Here is a 17,185-nt window from a genome sequence, read left to right on the forward strand (position 1 = left end):
GCGCCCGGTCGCGGCTGCGGCAGACGATGTAGGGCCGGGTCGGCCGGCGTCAGGGCAGGGCGGCGATGGCCGCCGCGACGCCCGCGAGGGTGATCGCCGCCGCGGCGACGATCGGCGTCGTTCTGCCCGTGAGCCGGCCGAAACGCCCTTGCAGCAACGACAGCAGCCGGTCGCCGGCCCGGGCGAGCAGCAGGCCGATGCCGGTGAGAGCGGCGGCCATCCCGGCGCCGTACGCGACCACGAGCAGGACGCCGTACCAGGCCCGGTGGAGGGCGGCGGCGCCGAGCAGGACGACCACGGCCGACGGGCTGGGCGTCAGGCCGCCGGCGATGCCCATCGCGACGATGGTCCGCCGGCTCGGGGCGGTCGTCGTGGAGACGTGGGGCGCGGCTTCGGGCGGATCGAGCACGGCGACGGTCCCCGCTTCGTGATGGCCTTCTCCGCGGTCGTGCTCCCCGTGCTCATGACCGTGCGGGTGGTCATGACCGTGCCCGTGGTCGCTCCCGTGCGAGTGGCCCTGCTCGTGCGAGTGTCCGTGCCCGTGCGAGTGTCCGTGCCCGTGCGAGTGGCCGTGCGTGTGACCACTGTGGTCGGACCGCAGCGCGCGCCGTAGGAGCGCGAGGCCGACCGTGGCGAGGATGGCCCCGTTCGCCACACCGAGCCACCGGTACAGCGACTGCGGCGCGACGGCGTACGAGGCGGTGATCAGCAGGCCGAGCAGGAGGACGCCCGCCGTGTGGGTCACGGTCACCGTCCCGGCCACCGCGAGGGCCTGGCGGCGCCGCCCGCGCCGCCCGATCAGGTAGGCCGCCATCACCGTCTTGCCGTGGCCGGGCGCCAGCGCGTGCCCGGCCCCGAGGACCATCGCCACCAGCATCAGGAGTACGCCGAGGCCGAAGCCGAGCCGCCGGTGTCCGACCAGGTCGGTGAACCAGCCGGTGAGCCGGTCGAGGCCGGGGATCGCGGCGGCGACGGGCGGCAGGGCGGCGGTCGTCCCGGTCCCGGTGGTGTCGACGGTCAGGTGCGCGTCACGCTGGTCGAGTCCCGCGTCCAGGCCGCCCGGCGGGTACGCGGTGAGCCGCCGGGAGATCCCGGTGGCCGGAGTGTCGGCGGAGGAGATCGGGATTCCGTCGCCGGTCGCGGTCATCTCGTGCCAGCCGATCCGGCCCGGTTCGGCGCCGTTGTGGACGGTGATCGCGCTGCGGGTGCGCACCTCGGCCGGTGCGGTCATGGCACAGGTGAGCCGCAGGGTCGGCAGACCCGCCACGCCCGCCGGGAAGGTCAACGCGACCGGCCGGGCGGACAGGCCGACGCGCCGGCCGTCGATCGTCAGCACGACGTCGGCCGCCAGGGCCGAGCAGGTGCGGGCGGCGTACGCCGGATCGCGGGTGAGCGGCTGCTCGGTGACGGTCGGCAGTTCGGCCAGGTCGAGCACGAAGTCGATGTCCACCCGGGAGGCCGAGACGCGGATGCCGGCGTACGTGTTGACGGTGAAGTTCCCCAGCGGATGGGCGGTCGCGGGACCGGCCCAGCCGAGCAGGATCCCGATCGCCGTCAGGGAGAGGAAGAGCAGCCGCTTCATGCCGCACCGCCGAGGGACCGCAGGGTCGACTGGGCGGCGGCCGCGTACCGCGGGGAGAAGTGGGGGTTGGTACGCAACGCCGCCGCCAGGTCGGCTCGGGCACCGGACCTGTCGCCCAGGGCCAGCCGGATCTCGCCCCGGTGGAAGTGCGCCAGCGCGTCGGTCGTGCCGAGGCTGAGTGCCCGGTCGGCCAGCGGCAGCGCCTCCCGGTCGCGGCCGGCGGCGTGCAGCGCCCACGCGTACGCGTCGGCGACCTGGTTCGAGCTGCGGCCGGCGTACAGGGCGCGGGCCTCGGTCGTGACGTCGGTGCCCCGGTCGGCGTAGTACAGGACGAAGTCGATGTCGCTGGGCTGGTGCTGCGCGACCGCCAGCCGGTGGGCCGCCTCGACGAGCGCGTACGCCTGGTCGGCCGCACTCTGGTCGCCTGCGGCTGTCAGGGCGTCGCCGAGTTGGACGGCGTACGCGGGAAGGGGTTGCAGGGCGATCGCAGCCCGCAGGTCGGCCGCGGCGCCGGACAGGTCGCCCTGGGCCGCCCGGATGCGACCGCGCACGGCGAGCAGGCCGGCGTTCGACGGCGCGCGGCTGAGCCCCGCGTCGGCCTCGGTACGCGCGGCGGCCGGGTCCCCGCGGTTGAAGGCGAGTTCGGCGAGGTGGGTGTACGCGAAGGCCTCGTCGGCGGGGTTCTCGGCGACCTGCAGCGCCTGCCGCATCAGGCCGGCAGCCCGGTCGATCTGGCCGCGCAGCTCGAACGTGTAGGAGGCGCGGGCGAAGGAGGTGGTGTCGGGCCGCAGGTCGACCATCTTCTGGACGTCGGCGAACGCCTCGTCGTAGTGGCCGGTCTCGATCAGCCCGTCGGCGAGGATCCCGTACGCGTCGGCGGAGTACGCGTCCGCGGCGACGGCGGCCCGCGCGTGCGTGACGGCGTCGCCGAAGCGGTGCTGGGCGGCCGACAGCGCGGCCTGGCCGGTGAGCGCGGCGGCGTTGCCGGCGGGCTCGACTTCGAGGGACCGGTCGAGCGCGGCGGCCGCCTGCGTGTAGTGGGCCGGGTCGCCGGTGATCCGACCCAGCTGCACGTACGCCATGCCCAGCGCCGCCCAGCCGGTCCAGTCGCGCGGAGCGTCGTCCAGGTGCCGCCGCGTACGCTCGGCGAACCGTTCCAGGTCGGCGGCGGGGTCGACGACCGCCGCCGCCGTCGTCGCCGGACGGTCGCCGTGGTGCCGCAGGGCGATGCCGGCGGTGACGGTGAGGCCGGCGGCCAGGGCCACGACGATGATCGGTGTGCGGAGGGCCATGCCCGGCACAACGCCGCATGGATCATCCAGACACGGGTCTAAAAAAGTCGCTTAAACGGGCAATCCGGGCGTTGATTGGGTACGAATGATCCGGACAAGGTGCGGTATTCCATCGCATCCCGGACACCATGGGGGAGCAACCCTTGCGGAAGATCGGACTCAAGAAGGCCGCGCTCGGCGTGGTCGCGCTCGCTGTCGCCGGCAGCGGGCTCGCGACGCTCGCACCGAGCGCGGGCGTCGCGTCCTCGCACCGTGAAGCGCCGCTCATCGCCGGCACACCGAAGCTCGACAACACCGACCTGTACGCCTTCGTCAGCCCGGACAAGCCGGACTCCGTCACGATGCTGGCGAACTGGACTCCCTTCGAGGAGCCCAACGGCGGCCCGAACTTCTACCCGTTCGCGGTCGACGCCGCGCACGACATCAATATCGACAACAACGGTGACGCCCGGCCGGACATCACCTACAGGTGGCAGTTCACCAGCCGCTACAAGAACCCGAACACGTTCCTCTACAACACCGGGCCGGTCACCTCGCTGACCGACCCGGACCTGAACTTCACCCAGACCTACACCCTCACGAGGATCACCCGGACGGGGGTGAAGGTCCTCGCCCAGGGCAAGGTCGCACCGTCGTTCACCGGCAAGGCGTCGATGCCGAACTACGGCGCGCTGGCGCAGCAGGCGGTCACCCCGCTGCCCGGCGGCGGCAAGAGCTTCGCCGGCCAGGCCGACGACCCGTTCTTCCTCGACCTGCGCGTGTTCGACCTGCTCTACGGCGGCAACCTGACCGAGCTCGGCCACGACACCCTGGCCGGCTACAACGTGAACACCATCGCCCTGCAGGTACCCAAGTCGGACCTGGCGCTGCGGGGCAACGTGTCGCGCAACCCGGTCGTCGGCATCTGGACCACGACCTCCCGCGAGTCGGTCGACGTCCACCACGCCGAGCACTTCGGCCACGGCCTGCAGCAGGTCTCCCGCCTCGGCATGCCGCTGGTGAACGAGGTCGTCATCCCGGTCGGCCGCAAGAACGAGTTCAACGCCACCCGGCCGGCCGACGACGCGAAGTTCCTCCCGTACGTCAGCAGCCCGGAGGTCCCCAAGCTGGTCAAGGCGATCTACGGCATCCCGGCCCCGGCCGCGCCCCGCAAGGACCTGATCGAGGTCTTCCTCACCGGCGTCTGCAAGGCCTGCGGGCCGGTCCAGGCCGACCTCAACTCCCAGCTGCTCAACAAGGACGTCGTCAAGAGCTGGTTCAAGCCGAGCGAGCAGCTGCGGCTCAACATGGGCGTCGCGCCCGCGGCCCAGCCGAACCGGATGGGCGTCCTCGGCGGCGACCTCGCCGGCTTCCCCAACGGGCGCCGGCTCGGTGACGACGTCATCGACATCACCCTGCAGGCCGCCGAGGGCATCCTGCTCCCCGGCGCGCCGGCCGTCGTCGGCACTCTCGGCGACAAGGTCAACGCCAACGACCACGCGTTCCAGGGCGGCTTCCCGTACGTGAGCCTGCCGAACATGGACAGCGTCAACTAGTACGCGATCACGGAGGGCTCAGGGCCGGACGGCTCTGGGCCCTTCTTCATTTCCTGTGACGCCCTTCTCCGCCGGACGTGACGGCGACCGGGCCCGCGGCCGCGGGGTGAGAAGATGGCGAGGTGACGGCAGGGGACAACGACATCGAGCAGGCGGCCGTGGTGCTGCGCGACGGGGGCCTGGTGGCCTTCCCGACCGAGACGGTCTACGGGTTGGGCGCGGACGCCGAGAACCCGGCCGCGGTCGGGCGCATCTTCCAGGCCAAGGGCCGCCCGCCCACCCATCCCCTGATCGTGCACCTGGCCGGGCTCGAACAGCTGGAAGACTGGGTGAAAGAGGTCCCGGCGACCGCATGGCAACTGGCCGAACGGTTCTGGCCGGGCCCGCTGACCCTCGTCCTGCAGCGCGGTCCCCGGGTGCCCCTGGAGGCGACCGGTGGTCTGGAGACGGTCGCCATCCGGGTGCCGGATCATCCGGTCGCCCTGGAGCTGCTGTCCGCCTTCGGCGGCGGCGTGGCGGCACCGTCGGCGAACCGCTTCGGTTCGGTCAGCCCCACCACGGCCGAGCACGTACGCGCCGAACTCGGGGACGCCGTCGACTTCATCCTCGACGGCGGAGCGTGCCAGGTCGGTGTCGAGTCGACCATCGTCGACGTCGTCGGCGACCGGCCCAGCGTCCTGCGGCCCGGCGGGGTGACGCGCGAGGACCTCGAAGAAGCGCTGGGCCACCACCTCGACGTGCCGGCGACCAGCCGCGTACGGGTGCCGGGCCAGCATCCGTCGCACTACGCGCCCCGGGCCCAGGTCGTTCTCGTCGAACCCGATCAGGTGGCCGCCGAAGCCGACCTCGCCCGGCAGTCCGGCCGGCGGGTGGGCGTACTCCTGCCCGCATCCCTTGCCGGGCCGGTCGACGCGTACGCGGTGATCGCGGTTCCGGACTCGATGCCCGCCTACGCCCGCGGCCTGTACGGGTTCCTGCGCGAGCTGGACGGGCGGGGCTGCGACCTCATCATCGCCAGCCTGCCGGTCGAGCAGGGGCTCGGGCTGGCGATCGCCAACCGGCTGCGCCGGGCCGCGGGACCCCGGTGAGCGCCGGCGATCTCACGCCCCGGCGTTGCCGGCGTACGTGTAGCGGACGGACTGGCTGAGCACGTACCCGCCGTCGGGGTGGGGTGACGAGCGCAGGATCTCGAAGATCGTCTCCCGCACCGCGGCGCGCCGCGATTCCGGAACGGCGAGCCACATCGCCCGCTGGCCGGTCGTCCAGGAGAACGCCTCCCACTGCTCGACGCTGGCGAACCGGGTTTCCAGCGGCAGGGTCACCGTCCGCACGTCCTCGAAGCCGGCGGCGGCGAAGAGCGCGTCGACGGCGGCGTCCGGGCTCGACGGGCTCAGCGGGCCCTTGGTCCGGGCATCGAGCATGCCGGGCGGCAGGAACGGGGCGAAGGTCTCGTCGATCGCCTGCCAGGCCGGACCCGGCGCCCCGAACGTCGAGATCACACAACGGCCGCCGGGCGTCAGCAGGTTGCGCCAGTTCCGCAGCGCGGCCGGCGGATCGGGCAGGAAGAACAGGACGAGCGAGGCGGTCACCGCATCGAACACGCCCCAGGCTGGATCGGTCGACTGCGCGTCGCCGACCTCGACCCGGACGTTGTCGTGCCCGACCAGGGCGGTACGGCAGTACCCCACCATCTCCGCGGAGATGTCCACGCCCAGCGCCGGGCCGACGAACGGCGCGATGCGGGACAGCACCGCGCCGCGACCGCACCCGAGATCCAGCAGCCGCTCGCCGGGACGAGGCTGAAGGACGTCGACCAGGCCATCGGCGATCGGGCCGAAGAACTCCACCCCGGTCATGTCGTACACCGCCGCGAGCTGGTCGAACATCATCGCGACGCGGGCGGTCTCCGGCGGCGGTGGCGAGGACGGGGTATCCGGCATGACGCCATTGGACTCAGCGCGGTCACCGATGTCAATCACCTCGCCGTGCGATGGGGGCCGGATGCCGATACTTGACTCAAGCTATCCCTACCTAGATAGAGTTATGGCATGACGCGTACCCGGCGGCCGTCGCCGCAGACGCTCGCCGTGCTGGCCGCGCTGGCCGCCCAGCCGGCGACCTGGCGCCACGGCTACGAACTGGGGCAGGAGGTCGGGCTCAAGGCCGGCTCCCTGTACCCGATCCTGATCCGGCTGTCCGAGCGCGGACTGCTGGACGCCGCCTGGGAGACCGAACTCGCCGCGGGCCGGCCGCCACGGCACCTCTACCGGCTGACCGACGCCGGTGCGCAACTCGCCGCGCAGTACGCGGCCGAGCCGCAACCCGCCCCGCTCACCCGGACCGGCAACCAGCTGCGGAGTGCGTGGTGACCCCCGGCGAGCGGCTGATCGCCGCGGCTTCCCGGCTGCTGCCGCGGGCGTACCGCGACTGGGGTTCGGCGATGGCGGCCGAGTTGCGCACGATCGACGGCCGGGCCGAACGGTGGCGGTTCACGGTCGGCTGCCTGCGCGTGCTGTTCACTCGACCGGCGGTCGTCCGCGCCGTCGGCTATCCGGTACTCACCGCCGTCACGCTCGGGCTTGCGCTCTGGTGGAGCGGCCGCTTCGCGTACGCGCCGCTGCGGATCGGTGCGGTGGCGGTCGTGGCGTCCCTCGTCGCCCTCGGCTGGCTCGGCCGCGTACGCGGACCGCTGGGGCCCGTACGCTCCGGCGCGACCGCCCGCGGCGTCCGGACCGGTGGCTACGCCCTCGTAGCATTGTGGACGGTCGGGCTGCTGACCGCGATGGGTGGCAAGGACCCCGTCGGTGCAGGCGCCGCCGCTCCGGTCGTCGGCGCGGTCTCGGTCGCCTACCTGGCCGCCTTCCTGATCCTGACCGCCCGCCGTACCCCGGAACGCGTACTGCTCGCCGCGCTCGCCGGCGGGGGTGGGCCGGTTCTGCTGTGGACGCTGATGGTCGCGGTGTTCCCGCCGATCCCCGCCGGCGCGTCGGCGGCCCTCCTGCTGATCGGGATCGGCATGGCAGGGGCGGCCGCGATCGCCGGTCCGGAGCTGCGCCTGGTCGCCATCGGCGGGGCGGGCATGCTGGCCTGCCTGCTGCTGTGGTCGCTGGTCGTGGCGCTCTCGGCGTACGCCCCCGCCACGTTGATCCCCGATCTGGCCGCGCCCGCGTTGAGCGCGGCCGACGACCTGGCCCAGAGCCGGTCGGAGATCCAGGATCCCTACGTCGGGCTGATCGTGCTCGGCGGCGCGCTGGCCCTGCTGCCGATCGCCGCCGCCCTGTGGACAGCCGGCCGACGAGCCGCCGGCACGCGGGCCCTCGGCTGAGCGCGACATCGTCGCCCCCCATGGTGACAAGGGGTCTGGCAGGCTGAGCCGGTGAACGTGTGGCAGGTCCTCGGTGCGTCGGCGGCCGCGTTCCTTCTGGCCCTGCTGTCGGCCGTGGCCGGTTTCGGTGGCGGAGTGCTGCTCCTGCCGGTGTTCACGGCCCTGTTCGGGCTGCGTACCGCGGTGCCGATGCTGACCCTGACCCAGCTGTCCAGCAACGGCTCCCGCGTCTGGCTCAATCGCAAGGACATCCGCTGGCCCCTCGTCGGCTGGTTCGCCCTCGGCGCGGTACCGCTCGCCGTCGCGGGCGGCCTGCTCCTGGCGCACGCACCGCTGGGTGCGCTCAAACGGATGCTCGGCGTGTTCCTCATCGGCGTCGTCGTGTGGCGGCACCTGCGCCGGGACCCCGGCAAGCCGGGCGACAAGGCGTTCATCGGCGTCGGCGCCGCCTCCGGTCTCGGTTCGGCCCTGCTGGGCTCGGTCGGCCCGCTCACGGCCCCGTTCTTCCTCGCGTACGGGCTGGCGCGGGCGGCGTACATCGGCACCGAGGCGGCCAGCGCGCTGACGATGCATCTGGCGAAGCTCGGCGCGTACGGGGCCGGGGACCTGCTCACCCGCACCGTGATCGTCTACGGGGTGGTGCTGACTCCGGCCACGCTCGCCGGGGCCTGGGTCGGCAAGCGGATCGTCGGCAGGATCAGCGACCGGGTGTTCGTCCTGCTCGTCGAGGCCGGACTGCTCCTGTCGGGCGTCCTGTTCCTCGTCGGGTTCTGACGCCGGGCCGGACGCCGGTCACCGCCGTGGGCCGGTGAGCACGGCCGCCGCGTCACCGGTACGCGCCATCCGGTGCCACCGCAGGCGGCTGCCGACCAGCGCCGTCACCGTGGACTGGACGACGACGAGGTACATCAGCTGCCGGTAGACGATCTGCTGGAACGGCAGGCTCCAGAGTGGACCGAAGCGTTCCCGGTCCAGGCGCAGCGCGTACGCGGCCGTCAGCACCTGGAGTGCCGTGAACGCGCCCCAGACGGCGGCCATCCGGCCGAGGGGCAGGAAGAAGAGTCCGTAGACGGCGTAGACGTCGACGGCCGGCGCGGTCAGCGGCAGCAGCACCTGGAACAGCAGCAGGTACGCCAGCCCCCGGCGGCCGAACCGTCCGGCCGGGCCGCTTTCCCGCAGCGACCGGCGGTGCTTCCACATGGCCTGCAGGGTGCCGTAGCACCAGCGGTAGCGCTGGCGCCACAGCTGGCGTACCGAGGACGGGGCCTCGGTCCAGGCGATCGCGTGCTCCTCGTAGACGACCTTCCACCCGGCGCGCAGGATCGCCATGGTGAGGTCGGTGTCCTCGGCGAGGGTGTCGGTCGGTACGCCGCGGACGTCGGCGAGGGTTTCGCGGCGGAAGGCGCCGATCGCGCCGGGGATGGTGGGCATGCACTCGCCGACGTCGAACATGCGCCGGTCGAGGTTGAAGCCGATCACGTATTCGAGGTGCTGCCAGCGGCCGAGCAGGCCCTTGCGGTTGGCGACCTTGGTATTGCCGCTGACGGCGCCGACGGCCGGGTCGGCGAAGTGCTGGACGAGGGCGCCGACGGCGTCCGGTTCGAAGACCGTGTCGCCGTCGACCAGCACGATCAGGTCGGCGCGGGCGGCGGCGATGCCGGCGTTGAGGGCGGCCGGCTTCCCGGCGTTGGCCTGCCGGAGGACGACGACGCCGGGCAGGCGCAGCCGTTCGACGATCCCGGCGGTGTCGTCGCTCGACCCGTCGTCGACGACGATGACCTCGAGCTTCGGGTAGTCGCTGGCCAGCAGCGAACGTACGGTCGCGGCGATGTTGGCGGCCTCGTTGTAGGCCGGGACGATGACCGACACCGGCCCGAGGTACCGGCGCTGCCGCCGGGCCTGGCGTCGCGACCTGCGTACGTGGATGCCCGCGGTGACGAACTGGACGGCCAGCCGCAGCAGCGACAGGGCGAGCGCGGCCACGAGCAGGACCGTCATCAGCGTGGCGAGCCACTCGCCGGTGCTCTGCACGGCGCGCAGCGCGGTCCCGCGAAGCCGCTGCGACAGGCCCGCCGCGGGGGCGGCCGGCAGGTCGAGTCCGCCCGACACGGTCGTGAACCGGTAGCCCTTGCCCTCCAGGGAGGTCAGGAGCAGGTCGAGTCCGGCGACGGTCTGGGAACGGTCGCCGCCGCCGTCGTGCAGCATGACGACCGCGCCGCGGCCGGCCCCGGGCGTACCGGCGCGGACGATCGCGTCGGCGCCGGGCCGGCGCCAGTCCTCGGTGTCCAGGTCGGTGAGGACGGTGAGGTATCCGGCGGCCCCGGCGTCGCGCAGAACGGCGAAGTCGTCGCCGTCGACCGCATCCGGCCCGGACGAGTAGGGCGGGCGCAGCAGCCGGGCCCGCCGGCCGGTGGCGCCGGCGATCGCGTTCTCTGTGAGCGTCATCTCCAGCCTGCGCCGCCAGGACGGGAGGGCGGCGAGTTCGGCGTGGGTGAAGGAGTGCGAGCCGATCTCGTTGCCCTCGGCGATGATCCGGCGGGTCAGGTCCGGAGCGTCGTCGACCTTCGAGCCGATGACGAAGAACGTGGCATGGGCGTGGTGGCGGGCCAGCACGTCGAGCACCTGCGGCGTCCAGCGCGGATCCGGACCGTCGTCGAAGGTCAGCGCGATCGTCCTGGCCGGCATGCCGCGGCTGGAGACGGTGCCGTCGGCGGCGACCGCGAGAACCGGATCGTGCGTCTTCAGGACGCTGCTCTGATCGGCGGGGAGGGGCTGCGGGCCGGAACCCTCGGCGCCGATGTGGCGTACGAAGCCGTTGAACGACAGCTCGCCGAGCAGCACGAGCATGCCGAGCAAGAGGAGGAACCAGTGGGCTCGCGGTTCGCGGCTCTTCTTGTGGTACGCCATGTCGTCCTGCTACTTGCTCCGGGTCGGGTGCGGTGGGTGGCTCGGCGCGGTCGGCGGCCGCTTGCCCGGCGTGGTGGCCCCGGCGGACGCGGTCGGGGCCGGTGTGCCGGTCGGGGCGGTGGTCGGCGAGGCCGACGGCCTGCCGTCGGCCGGGCGGCTCGTGGCGTCCGGTGTGGACGTCGGCGCGGGCCGCCGGGTGGCGGAGCCGGACGGGCCGGCCTGCCCACCGGCCGCCGGGAAGCCGGGAAGGTCCATCGGCGCCGCCCCGGACAGCCCGGCGATCAGGACGGCCAGGCCCAGCAGCAGGAACACGGACAGCGCGGCTCCCGCTGCGACGGCTACTCGCCGCCGCCGGCCGGACCGGTCGACGAAGACGGGCTTCGGTGTTCGGATGGCGGCGCTCCTAGTCCTCTGCGGCGGTCGGCAGGAAACGGCCGAGAACGGCGCCGACCAGGGTGGCCATGCGAGCAGACATGTGACGGGCTCCGGGGGTGAGGAGTGCTTCACCACTTCAGCGCCGTCCCGGCGGGGACTGTCACTCCCGGTGACCCAGGTCACGAGGACGCCCGCGGCCGGCAGGCCGCGGGCGTCCGGTAGGGAGGAGAACCGGCGACAAATCGATCAGAAGGCGCCGGTGCCGTTCGGGGTGCCGAGGCCGGTCGGGCCGTCCCAGCCGGCCCGGGCCGTGCACCACTGGCTGGTGGGGCAGGAGCCGTTGCTGCCCGACGTGATGTCGTACAGCGAGCCGCTGTGGGTGTACGGGTAGTTGTTGTCGATGCTCGCGGCGTTGCCGGCCAGGCCGTAGACGCCGGCGATGATCGGCGCGGCGACGCTGGTGCCGCCGAACACGAGCCAGCTGCCGTTGTAGCGGACCGCGACCCCCGTGTTCGGGTCGGCCACCGCGGCGACGTCGGCCTCGGCGCGGCCGGCGCAGCCGGTGCCGAAGCCCGCCTGGCCGGACAGGGCCGTGTTCAGGGTGGAGCAGCCGCTGCCCGCGCCCGACCAGACCGTCTCGGTCCAGCCGCGGCTGCCGCCGCCGGCGACCAGGTGCGTGCCGCCGACCGCGGTGACGTAGTGCGACGAGGCGGGGTACTCGACGCCGTACCCGTTGTCACCGGAGCTGACGGTGATCGCGACGCCCGGGTGGTTGAAGTACGCGCCGTACGTCGAGTCGGCCGCGTCCGAGCCGCCCCAGCTGTTGCTGACGATCCGGGCGCCCTGCGCGACGGCCTGGTTCTCGGCGGTGCCGAGGTTGGCGAAGGAGTTGGTCTTCGCCTCGACCAGGAGGATCTTGCAGTTCGGGCAGATCGCCGAGACCATGTCCAGGTCGAGGGAGATCTCCTGCGCCCAGCCGGTGTTCTTGCGCGGGTAGCTGGTGCCGCCGTTCTGGTCGATCTTGCGGAAGCAGCCGTTGGCGGTGGTGCAGGCGGGCAGGCCGAACTGCGTACGGTAGGCGGCCAGGTCGGCTTCGGCGGTCGGCGCGTCGTACGCGTCCACCACCGCGACCGTCGTCGCCGACGAACCGCTGGTGGTGAGGTTGTACGCCGAGCGCAGGTCCGCCGGGCCGAACCCGGACGGCACCGCGGCCGGGGCCACGTCGGTGCGTACCCAGGCATGGCAGGCGGCCGTGTCGGCGGTGGCCGTGGCGCAGACCTTGACCGAGCGGTGGGCCAGGCCGTTGTCGGAGGGTGCCGCGGCGGCGGGTGCGGAGACGGCCGTGACGGCGGCTGCGATCAGCAGCGCGCCGGTGACCGCGAGGGTGCGCAATGAGGTGCGCAAGGGGTGCCTCCTGAGGAGAACGGGGGTCGTTGCCATGATCAGCGCCGGGGTGTCGGCGTATGTCACTGCCTCTGTGTGACGTTTCTGTGAACCGTTCCGACCTGGGGCGGTGGGGCCCGCGTTCGGGCTGAGCGGCCGCTACCGCCGGGCCGGCGGGGACGTGGCGGTGGTCACATTGAGTGACGACTTTCAGTGCGATGACGCTGACTGAGATGACATGGACGCCGCCCACCCGCCCGCGCAGCGCCCCGGCCGACACCGGGACGACGACCCCACCGTCCCCGCGGTGGCCGGTGCGGAGTTCGACGAACTCATGATCGAGCGCCTTCTGCGGGGGCAGCCGACGGACGAGCCCGGCACCCTTCCGCTCAGCCGTTTGCTGGCCGCCGCCAGGGCACCCGGTTCGCCGGAAGAGCTGCGCCGCGCCGAGACCGTCCTCGCCGCCTTCGCCGACCGGCCGCGCCGCCGTCACGGCCTGGTGACCCGCCTGCTCGGGGTGAAGGCCGCCGCCGTCCTGATCGTCGCCACCGCGACCGGCGGGCTCGCCCTGGCCGCCGGGACCGGTGTCCTGCCGACACCCCTGCACCCGGGCCCGGCCGCGTCGCAGCCCCGGACGTCCGCGAGACCGTCGGCCGGTACGCCGGAGTCCCGGCGGCCGAGCCCGCTCCCGTCCGGGTCGGCGACGCCGTCCCTCGTCGCGCTGTGCGCCGCGTACTCGGCGGTCAGCCCTTCGCAACGGGAGCAGGTTCTCGACACGGCGGCGTACGCGCCGCTGGTGGCCGCCGCGGGGGACGCCGACCGGGTCAAGGCCTACTGCGCGGCCCTGCCCGAGGCTTCGCCGTCCGGTCCCAAGGCCACGTCGTCGCACCACCCGACCGGGAAACCGACCACGCACCCCTCGCACCCGACCCCCGACAGCAAGAAGCGCTGACCGTTCCTCACGGCCGCAGCGCCGTCTTGCCCACCGTGGTACGCGCTTCGAGGGCGGCGAGCGTACGCGGTCCCTCGGCGAGATCGCGGACCGTCGGCCGGCCCGGGGGGATGACACCCGCGGCGATCAGCGCGTGCAACTCGTCCACGAGCTGGTCGAACAGGCGCGGAGCATGCCGGACCAGGATGCCGAGATGCAGGCCGATGACGTGGATCGGGTGGTCGAAGTTGAGTTCCCGGTTGCTGACCGTGGCCTCGCCGCCGGCCACACCGTAGACGACCACGCGACCGGTGACCCGTCGCGCCGCGGCCAGGGCGGCCCGGAAGGCGGCTCCGCCCGTCGACTCCAGGATGAGGTCGGCACCCTCGCCGCCGGTGAGCCGCCCGATCTCGGCGGCGAGGTCGGGACGCCCGGAGTCGACGACCAGGTCGGCTCCGAGATCGCGGACGACCTGGTGCTTCCGCGGCGCGGCGCTGCCGATGACGCGGGCGCCGTAGTGCTTCGCGAGGCGTACCGCCGCTTGGCCGACGCCGCCCGCCGCGGCCTGGACCCACACGGTCTCGCCGGCGGTGAGGCGGCCCAGCGGCCGCAGCGCCGCGAGTGCGGTGGCCCAGTTGAGAACGAGGCCGAGGGCCTGCTCGTCGGCCCACCCGGCCGGTACGCGCAGCGTGCCCGCCGAGGGCAGGACCATGTACTCGGCGAACGCTCCCGGGCCGAGGCCGAGGACGCGATCCCCGATGCGCAGCCCGGCAGCCGGGCCCCCTGACGCGACCACCTCGCCGACCGCCTCGAAACCGGCGATGTACGGCGGTGTCGGCCCGCCGCCGTACGTGCCGTAGGTCTGCATCACGTCGGCGTAGTTGACGCCCGCGGCGGTCACCCGGATCAGCACCTCACCATCACCCGGCACCGGTACGCGCGTGTCGGTGACGAGGCGGAGGTCTCGCGGTCCGCGGGGCGTGTCCTGACGGAGAGCCCGCATGAACGCCGGCACCTGGGCTGCCGAGAACGGAGTGTCAACCGAAGTCATGATCCGAAGCTAGAACCCTGCCACTTGTGTGACGGTCCAGCGCCGGGCCGGTGCCGTCGGTCACACCTCGCCGGCGGCCGCCGCCGCGGCCAGGTACGCGTCCAGGGCGTCCCGGTTGCGGGTCAGCAGGCCGATGCGGCGGTCGAGCAGGTCGCGCTGCCGGGCGGCCTCGTCCAGCAGCCAGGTGCACGGCTTGTCGGGCAGCAGGTCGGCGGGCCCGTCGAGGAAGGGCAGGATGTCGCGGATCATCCGGACCGGCAGCCCGAAGTCGATGAGCCCGCGGATCTGCCGCACCACGTCGACGGCGCCGTCGGAGTAGTCGCGGTAGCCGTTGCCGGCCCGCGCGGGCCGCAGGAGTCCTTCCTGCTCGTAGTAGCGCAGCGCGCGCACACTGGCGCCCGCCCGCCTCGACAGCTCGCCGATCCGCACGACCCACCATCTCCTCGACGTCCTGGGGAAATATCATCGTGATCAACGGCGACGACTTCCGCCCCATTCCGCCCGACGTCCCGTTCCACCGGCGTCCCCCGCAGATCAGACGAGATGCCCGGTTTCGTCCCGCCGGCGTGCCACATCGATCACGTCGACCTACGGCTCGCGGATCGGCCCGATGAGCTCGCGAAACGCGAGTAGCGTCAGACGTACAGCATGCTCCTGGCGCGTCTTCAGGCCTCGCCGTCCGAGGTCCTGATCAGCGTGCCGACCCGGGTCTTGCCCGTCAGCCGCGCGGCGGTGACGGCGACCCCGACTCGAAGGTGGCGAGCGTTGCGTCTGCGACGGGTCGTTCTCACATGCGTCTTCGGGGCGCTGGCTGTCACAGCCGGTGCGCTCCTGGCCTGGGCTGTGGTGCAGACCTGGCATTTCCTGTCGGACGCGCCCGGCGACTTCTGGGCGATCGCCTTCCTGGCCCTGGTGGCGGATCTGACGGTCTTCGGAGGCGATCCGCGCACCAGCGCACTGACGCGTACGCCGCTGTCGGCCTGCTTCGCCTTCGCCATCTTCGCCATGTGGGGGCCGGCCCCGGCGATCGTGGTGCAGACGTGCGCCGCGTCGGTGTCCGCGTGGCGGCAGGCGCTGACCCCGCTGCGGGGCATGTTCCTGGTGAGCCGCCTGATCGTCGCCTTCGCGGCAGCGGAACTGACGGCCTACCTGATACTGGGCGACCGCCCGATCACCCAGCCCGGCGTCGGGCTGGACGGGCGCGACATGATGGCGTTCATCCCGCCGATGGTCACCTGGCTGGTCGTCAGTTTCGGGCTGGGGGTGCTGATCCGCGGGATCTGGCGCAGCAGCCTCCGTGCCGCGATGTTCGGCATACAGAACGACATTCTGAGCACCGCTGTCGCCTTGCTGGTCGTATCGCCGCTCCTGACCACCATTTCCGGATGGTGGACCGCGATGATCGTGATTCCGGTGCTCGTGCTGAACCAGGTGCTGCGCGACGAGGTCAGTTCGCAGGAACGGCTGCGCCGCGAACCGGTGACGGGCCTGCTCAACCGCAGCGGGCTGCTGTACCGCCTCGGGGCGCTGACGGCCGGCGACACGACCGGATCGGCCGGTCCCAGATCCATCGCGATCGTCTTCGTCAACGCCTACGCGGCGTTGACCGTCAGCCACAACCTCGGCCGCGGTGTCTACGAGGACATGATCGCGGCGGCGGGCGAACGGCTCAAGACCGTCTTCGGCGACAACCAGGTGGGCCGGCTGGGTGGCGAGGGATTCGTCATCATGCTGCCGGATCTCACGACCGGACAGGCGCTGGAACAGGCGGACCTGGCGGTCAGAGTGCTGGAACCGGCGATCTACGTCGAAGGAATCCCGTTCGGCGTCGACCCGACCGCCGGCGTCGCGATCTTCCCGCAGCACGGCCGCGATCTCACCACGCTGATCGGGAACGCGGAGCTGGCGGTGGCCGACGCCCACCGGGGCGCCCGGCGGGCCGCGCTCTACGCCCGCAACGCCTCCGACACCGCCCAGTACCGGCTCGACATCCTTGCCGATCTCAGCGCGGAGCTGACGGGAAAGTCCATCCGCAACGGCCTGTCGGTGCTCTACCAGCCGCAGGTCGACCTCGCCACCGGACGGCCGGTCGGCGTCGAGGCGCTGGTGCGGTGGACGCACCCCGTGTGGGGCCCGGTACCCACCGGCGACCTCATCAGCGCGATCGAATCCAGCCAGATCATGCAGTTGCTGACCCGGCGCGTCGTCCGCGAGGCCACCACCCAGCTCGCGGCCTGGAACGAGGCCGGTACGCCGATGCGCGTATCGGTCAACGTCAGCATGAACGACCTGCGTACCGATGTGCTGCCGGACATTCTCCGGGCCGCGCTGGCGACGACGAAGATCCAGCCCGAGCAGCTCACGGTGGAGATCACCGAAGGTGCTGTGATCACCGACCTGCCCAGGATCGGGCTGACCGCGCGCGCCATCACGGCCCTCGGCATCGGCCTGTCCCTGGACGACTTCGGCACGGGTTACGCCTCCCTGCAGCAGCTGCGCCGGCTGCCGCTCACCGAGGTGAAGATCGACCGCGCGTACGTCGCGGACATCGTCACGAACCCCGCCAGCCAGGCCATCATCCGCAGCCTCCACGAGCTCAGCCAGGCCCTGGGCCTCACGGTGGTCGCCGAAGGCATCGAGGACGAGGCCACCGCGGCGGCGCTGTCGCGGCTGCCGGGCATGATCGGACAGGGCTGGCTGTTCGGCCGGCCCATGCCGCCCGCCGAACTCGAACACTGGCTGCGGGAGCGCGGCGGCTGCGAGATCCTCCCGCTGGCCTGACCGGCACTCGGCCCGCACGACCT

At 72.7% G+C, this 17,185-nt stretch carries 15 protein-coding genes; 7 read left to right on the forward strand and 8 right to left on the reverse strand.

The genetic code is table 11. The features are described 5' to 3' along the window. Positions 1–49 precede the first annotated feature (49 nt). Positions 50–1,582, reverse strand: coding sequence for a nickel/cobalt transporter (locus tag G401_RS0123655; RefSeq protein ID WP_027344441.1), 1,533 nt, complete (start codon positions 1,580–1,582; stop codon positions 50–52). Beyond that, entirely contained in the window at positions 1,579–2,874 is a 1,296-nt protein-coding gene (locus G401_RS47880; protein WP_051367047.1) for a tetratricopeptide repeat protein, read from the reverse strand. The genes G401_RS0123655 and G401_RS47880 overlap by 4 nt, the downstream gene beginning before the upstream one ends. Before the next feature lie 143 nt (positions 2,875–3,017). Between G401_RS47880 and G401_RS0123665 the strand changes: the two genes are divergently transcribed. Next, a complete protein-coding gene (locus G401_RS0123665) occupies positions 3,018–4,409 on the forward strand; it encodes a DUF4331 domain-containing protein (protein ID WP_027344442.1) in 1,392 nt (463 codons plus the stop codon). A gap of 122 nt (positions 4,410–4,531) precedes the next feature. Continuing rightward, positions 4,532–5,497: an L-threonylcarbamoyladenylate synthase gene (locus G401_RS0123670; protein ID WP_027344443.1), complete on the forward strand. Its 966-nt coding sequence runs from the start codon at positions 4,532–4,534 to the stop codon at positions 5,495–5,497. Positions 5,498–5,509: 12 nt separating this feature from the next. Here G401_RS0123670 and G401_RS47885 read toward each other — a convergent pair whose 3' ends face one another. Beyond that, positions 5,510–6,349 carry a class I SAM-dependent methyltransferase gene (locus G401_RS47885; RefSeq protein ID WP_051367048.1) on the reverse strand — a complete coding sequence of 280 codons (840 nt, stop codon included), beginning with the start codon at positions 6,347–6,349 and terminating at the stop codon, positions 5,510–5,512. Between the two features lie 108 nt (positions 6,350–6,457). On the opposite strand from G401_RS47885, the gene G401_RS0123680 reads away from it, so the two are divergent. The 3 genes from G401_RS0123680 to G401_RS0123690 are packed head-to-tail and all read left to right on the forward strand — an operon-like array spanning position 6,458 to position 8,508. Next, complete coding sequence (locus G401_RS0123680) at positions 6,458–6,778, forward strand: PadR family transcriptional regulator (RefSeq protein WP_027344444.1); 321 nt, start codon at positions 6,458–6,460, stop codon at positions 6,776–6,778. After that, the gene (locus tag G401_RS0123685; protein ID WP_027344445.1) at positions 6,775–7,734 is read left to right on the forward strand and encodes a hypothetical protein; all 960 of its coding nucleotides are present in this window, start codon (positions 6,775–6,777) and stop codon (positions 7,732–7,734) included. Before G401_RS0123680 ends, G401_RS0123685 begins: the two co-directional genes overlap by 4 nt. A 51-nt stretch (positions 7,735–7,785) precedes the next feature. Beyond that, on the forward strand, positions 7,786–8,508 hold the full coding sequence (locus G401_RS0123690) for a sulfite exporter TauE/SafE family protein (protein ID WP_034592823.1): 723 nt from the start codon (positions 7,786–7,788) through the stop codon (positions 8,506–8,508). Between the two features lie 18 nt (positions 8,509–8,526). Here G401_RS0123690 and G401_RS0123695 read toward each other — a convergent pair whose 3' ends face one another. From G401_RS0123695 to G401_RS0123705, 3 genes are all read right to left on the reverse strand, one after another. Beyond that, entirely contained in the window at positions 8,527–10,641 is a 2,115-nt protein-coding gene (locus tag G401_RS0123695) for a bifunctional polysaccharide deacetylase/glycosyltransferase family 2 protein (RefSeq protein WP_027344447.1), read from the reverse strand. Positions 10,642–10,650: 9 nt separating this feature from the next. Further along, entirely contained in the window at positions 10,651–10,953 is a 303-nt protein-coding gene (locus G401_RS0123700; RefSeq protein ID WP_027344448.1) for a hypothetical protein, read from the reverse strand. A 309-nt stretch (positions 10,954–11,262) separates the two neighbouring features. After that, a complete protein-coding gene (locus tag G401_RS0123705) occupies positions 11,263–12,420 on the reverse strand; it encodes a S53 family peptidase (RefSeq protein WP_027344449.1) in 1,158 nt (385 codons plus the stop codon). 217 nt (positions 12,421–12,637) lie between these two features. Between G401_RS0123705 and G401_RS47890 the strand changes: the two genes are divergently transcribed. Then, positions 12,638–13,351, forward strand: coding sequence for a hypothetical protein (locus G401_RS47890; protein ID WP_051367049.1), 714 nt, complete (start codon positions 12,638–12,640; stop codon positions 13,349–13,351). A 7-nt stretch (positions 13,352–13,358) separates the two neighbouring features. Here G401_RS47890 and G401_RS0123720 read toward each other — a convergent pair whose 3' ends face one another. Then, the gene (locus G401_RS0123720) at positions 13,359–14,381 is read right to left on the reverse strand and encodes a zinc-binding dehydrogenase (RefSeq protein WP_051367050.1); all 1,023 of its coding nucleotides are present in this window, start codon (positions 14,379–14,381) and stop codon (positions 13,359–13,361) included. Between the two features lie 60 nt (positions 14,382–14,441). Next, on the reverse strand, positions 14,442–14,810 hold the full coding sequence (locus tag G401_RS0123725) for a MerR family transcriptional regulator (protein ID WP_027344451.1): 369 nt from the start codon (positions 14,808–14,810) through the stop codon (positions 14,442–14,444). Between the two features lie 336 nt (positions 14,811–15,146). Between G401_RS0123725 and G401_RS0123730 the strand changes: the two genes are divergently transcribed. Further along, a complete protein-coding gene (locus G401_RS0123730) occupies positions 15,147–17,162 on the forward strand; it encodes a putative bifunctional diguanylate cyclase/phosphodiesterase (protein ID WP_169734241.1) in 2,016 nt (671 codons plus the stop codon). Positions 17,163–17,185: the final 23 nt, after the last annotated feature.

The organism is Hamadaea tsunoensis DSM 44101 (genome assembly GCF_000428945.1).
Taxonomy (GTDB): Bacteria; Actinomycetota; Actinomycetes; order Mycobacteriales; family Micromonosporaceae; genus Hamadaea; species Hamadaea tsunoensis.

Coding starts and splice junctions, on each gene's coding strand:
- G401_RS0123655 (WP_027344441.1), bottom strand. CDS start 1,582: ATGAAGCGGCTGCTCTTCCTCTCCCTGACGGCGATCGGGATCCTGCTC.
- G401_RS47880 (WP_051367047.1), bottom strand. CDS start 2,874: ATGGCCCTCCGCACACCGATCATCGTCGTGGCCCTGGCCGCCGGCCTC.
- G401_RS47885 (WP_051367048.1), bottom strand. CDS start 6,349: ATGCCGGATACCCCGTCCTCGCCACCGCCGCCGGAGACCGCCCGCGTC.
- G401_RS0123680 (WP_027344444.1), top strand. CDS start 6,458: ATGACGCGTACCCGGCGGCCGTCGCCGCAGACGCTCGCCGTGCTGGCC.
- G401_RS0123695 (WP_027344447.1), bottom strand. CDS start 10,641: ATGGCGTACCACAAGAAGAGCCGCGAACCGCGAGCCCACTGGTTCCTC.
- G401_RS47890 (WP_051367049.1), top strand. CDS start 12,638: ATGGACGCCGCCCACCCGCCCGCGCAGCGCCCCGGCCGACACCGGGAC.
- G401_RS0123720 (WP_051367050.1), bottom strand. CDS start 14,381: ATGACTTCGGTTGACACTCCGTTCTCGGCAGCCCAGGTGCCGGCGTTC.